Annotated in this window: 5 protein-coding genes; 2 read left to right on the top strand and 3 right to left on the bottom strand. The window is 42.0% G+C overall.

What is annotated here, in order from left to right:
• Both B3180_RS02105 and B3180_RS02100 read right to left on the bottom strand, forming a co-directional pair.
• The coding region (locus B3180_RS02105) for an NAD-dependent epimerase/dehydratase family protein (RefSeq protein ID WP_286842704.1) at positions 1–538 on the bottom strand (538 nt) is incomplete at its 3' end.
• Positions 535–1,425 carry a lysophospholipid acyltransferase family protein gene (locus B3180_RS02100; protein WP_286842701.1) on the bottom strand — a complete coding sequence of 297 codons (891 nt, stop codon included), beginning with the start codon at positions 1,423–1,425 and terminating at the stop codon, positions 535–537. The genes B3180_RS02100 and B3180_RS02105, both read right to left, overlap by 4 nt.
• A 102-nt stretch (positions 1,426–1,527) precedes the next feature.
• Here B3180_RS02100 and B3180_RS02095 point away from each other — a divergent pair, with 102 nt between their 5' ends.
• Complete coding sequence (locus tag B3180_RS02095) at positions 1,528–1,869, top strand: hypothetical protein (RefSeq protein WP_286842698.1); 342 nt, start codon at positions 1,528–1,530, stop codon at positions 1,867–1,869.
• A 240-nt stretch (positions 1,870–2,109) separates the two neighbouring features.
• Here the strand turns inward: B3180_RS02095 and yihA are convergent, their stop codons facing one another.
• On the bottom strand, positions 2,110–2,784 hold the full coding sequence (gene yihA / locus B3180_RS02090) for a ribosome biogenesis GTP-binding protein YihA/YsxC (RefSeq protein ID WP_286842696.1): 675 nt from the start codon (positions 2,782–2,784) through the stop codon (positions 2,110–2,112).
• Positions 2,785–2,859: 75 nt separating this feature from the next.
• On the opposite strand from yihA, the gene B3180_RS02085 reads away from it, so the two are divergent.
• On the top strand, positions 2,860–3,765 hold a 906-nt coding region (locus tag B3180_RS02085; RefSeq protein ID WP_286842694.1), incomplete at its 3' end, for a sigma-54 factor interaction domain-containing protein.

Raw genomic sequence — 3,765 nt, 5'->3', positions numbered from 1 at the left:
TAAGGATGACGGTGGAGAGTTCTTTTTGATTTTTCCACATCCAACCACTAACAAGTTGATCCATCTCAACCACGTCTCGAAGCTCGGGGTACTTTATCGATGCACGTAGGGATGAGTCTTCACTGATGAATGTTGGATTGTCCTTAAGTGCGCCGTAGACGTGAAAGGTTGAGAGAACCACAACTTTTTTAAGTTTATACTTAAGACATAAATCGAGGATTCTTTTAGTCCCCATTAAGTTGAGATCAAGTCGTTGAGCAAGATTAAGTGTCGATCCTGATTGAGCGTGGCTTAGTCGTCCAAGGTGCAACATAGAATCAAAGTCATGATCGCGAAAAACTTTTTCGAAATTGCCGCGCGTATATTTGATGCGAAGATAGTTAACTCGGTCCTCGGGATATTCTCTGACCATTGGTCTTGAGTCAATTCCTACAATCTTCAAATCCGGAAACCGCTTAAGCAGCAAGCCAGTTGTAATTCGAGCGAGACCACCGGCCATTCCTAGGATTAATAATTTTTTAGGAGATATATCGCTCACGCCTCGTCCTTCTTGCTCAGTCTAGTCGAAAACCTTTCTGAAACTTTGTTTGCGATGAATTCTCTTCTTCTTGTTAAGCCTTCATCAAGCATTTTCTGAATCGAAGCATGGATAGAATTAATATGAATATCGAGTTCGCTGTCAGGAGCATCGGCACTGAGTTCACTTGGAATGATAAAAGGCTTTCCAACATGTATATCAACAGGTGACGGAAGTGGAACTAAGTTAGGCGTAATTGGGAAAGCTGGAAGGCCAATTTTCTTAGCGAGTTTTAGCGGATGCCAAACGAGTGGATAAAATTCTTCAGCGCCAACGACGGCAATGGGAAGGATGGGGACACCAGTGGCGAGTGCAATTCTGAAAAAACCTCGACCAAAAGATTTCATCTCATAAAAATCTGTACTGTCTTTGGCAATGCCGCGAACACCTTCTGGGAAAACGAGGACACTTTCTTTTCGCTCAAGCAAATTGATGCAGTTTTGGCGATCGCCTAGGACGGCTCCACCTTCAGCGGCCCATGAGCCAATAAAGGGAATGCCGGTAAAAAAGCGCTCAACCATAGGACGGAGAATTCTTGGCGGTTCGACTTCGGTTGAAAACATCGAGCAAATAAGCATGCCGTCTATGGCGATTTGACCCGAGTGATTGGCCACGACAATAAACGGCTGATCTGAGATATTTTCAAGGCCAAAGCATCGAACTTGAAAGTAATGCTTATACAGGGGCCAGACCCGCTCTAAACTTTTACGCGCACGACGAAGGTTAAGTCCCCATGGGTCCTCACGATTTGGATAGCGAAGCTCGAGCTTTTGAAAGATTTGATCAAAGAAAGCCTTGTTTTCAGGCGAACTTGCATCATTAATCTTTGAGAGAATTTGTTTAAACATTCTGGTCAACTTTTGTTGTGTTATATTCTAGATCATAGCAAATATAGCAACCTTCACAAAGATCCGGAAAAAAAGCTATAATTGGTCGACACGGAGGCAACTATGCAGCGTCAACCGCACTGGCGTTCTAAATTCAATGAAATCGTTCAGGTCTGTACCGACGAACTCAAAAAAACGACCGAGATCGGTAAGAAGATGCTTAATGCATCTAAAACCAACTCAAATCTTCATGAAGCTTATGAAGAGCTTGGCGTTCTAGTTGCAAAAGCCTTGGAGAAAAAACAATTGGACTGGGATAACCCACGCGCCCATGAATTAGTGAAAAAAATTAAAAAATGTAAATCAAACTTGACCGAGATTGAATCTGAAGTGAATAAGATTAAATTTTCCCCAGGTCCGGTCGATGTTTCCAAGTCTTCGGAAGACCATAAAAAAAATCAATGAGGGATCGGAAGCTCGAGTTGAGCGTTATTCAGTCTTAAAAAATAAGACGACGATCCTAAAGCCAAAGCACTAACAAACAATATGAAAAAGAAAGCGAACTTAATGAGTTTGCTTTTTTCTGTCTGCATCGTTGCGCGCTTTCTAGGCGAGAAGAGAAATTTAGGTCTAACAATAAAGGCGAGAGCAAAGTTAAGGGTAATGGCCCAGATAATCCAAGTGAAAATAAAATGTTCAGCAGGGTTACTTATGCTCAATTCTTGCTTGTGCCTCTAATAAAAATGAAACGAGGGCCGACTTAAAGGGTGGAAGACCCTGGCCCTTTTCAGCCGAGATAAAATGAATATCGCGAATGAAGGCGTAATCTTTGGAAAGCTGTGGCTTAAGCTTATTGAGAACGGCGCGATCTTTTTGCGTCTTTAGTTTGTCGAGTTTGTTAAAGGCCAGTGAGCATCTTAAAGGATATCTCGACAACCAATGGTGAAACTGGCGATCGGCATCTTGATCGGGATGCCTAGCATCTTGAACATTAACGATGCGAATAGCTTCTTTAACTGATGTGAAAAAAGTCGTCATCAGTTCATCCCAATTTTTAGACATTTCTTTTGAAACTTGTGCATGGCCGTAGCCAGGAAGATCAAAAAGCCAAAACTTAGTTGGGTGAACTTCCTTGAGATCAGGATCAAAAAGTTCAAAAGTGAAAACGTTTACTTCGCGAGTACGACCTGGTGTTTTTGAAGTTCTAGCGGTCTGTTTTCCAAACAATGCGTTGATCAAAGTGGACTTGCCAACATTTGATCTGCCCGTGAATGCGATGCCAATAGGATTAACCTCGCCATCAAAGAAATCACGAAGTTGAGATGCTTCTGAGAAGCCATAACGGAAATTTGTACTTGCGGGTCTGATTTGAAAAGCCATAGGTCATAGTCTAGCAGGCTGGCATCCAATTTGTAATGTCTTGAACCAGTAATCCACTCAAAAATTGGAGAAATTATGTACGAATCAGCAAAAATAATTCATTTCGAGCGACTGGCGCAGCAAGATCACACAGCAATTCCAAGAGGACTCGAAAATGCAGGCGTTGGACTTGAGGGGTTATTAGAGCATTATCCAATTGATGGCATCAAAAAACAGATAAGGCTCAATAGAACCCAGTATGAGTTTATAGCGACTGATAACCATGACAAGAATATTCAGGGGACAAGTCGTAATGTGAAAACACTTCGGGATGAGCAAGGGCAGAAACTCACCATAAAACTGAAAAGATTTAAAACCAAGGATTCAACTGGATATCGCCAATTTTATCAGGCCAGCAGTGAAACCGACTTTAGGCTCAATGGTCAGTGGGTTTCAAAAGCGACGCTGCGAAGAGGAGACGTAATTGACTTTGCACTTAACCGCTTTGTCTTTGATCGCCAGGAGCAGTCTAAGGAAATTCAAACAATTCCAATCTCGATGCAACTTATCAAATCGAATCTTCCCATCTTAATTGAAGGCGAGACGGGGACAGGTAAGACAACACTGGCTAAGCGAATTCATGAGCAGAGCCAACAAAATGGTCGTTTTGTTCATCTCAACCTAGCCTCATTTTCAACATCTTTAATTGAATCGGAACTTTTCGGACATATCAAAGGTGCCTTCACTGGGGCAGTCAGAGATAAAAGTGGTGCTTTTGTTGAAGCAAATCAAGGAACACTATTTCTAGATGAGATCGACTCTCTGCCGCTTTCACTACAAACAAAGCTTTTACTCTTTCTTGATGATGGATTTGTTAGACCAGTTGGCTCGACCCATTCGAGAAAAGTTAAAACAAGAATCATTGCAGCGTCAGGTTCTAGCTTAAAAAATAAAGTACAAACAGGTTTCATGCGTGCTGACTTTTATCACCGCTTAGCCAAG

The sequence above is a fragment of the Idiomarina sp. UBA4206 genome, assembly GCF_002383015.1.
Lineage (GTDB): Bacteria > Pseudomonadota > Gammaproteobacteria > Enterobacterales > Alteromonadaceae > Idiomarina > Idiomarina abyssalis.
This window is presented reverse-complemented; position numbering and strand designations above follow the sequence as displayed.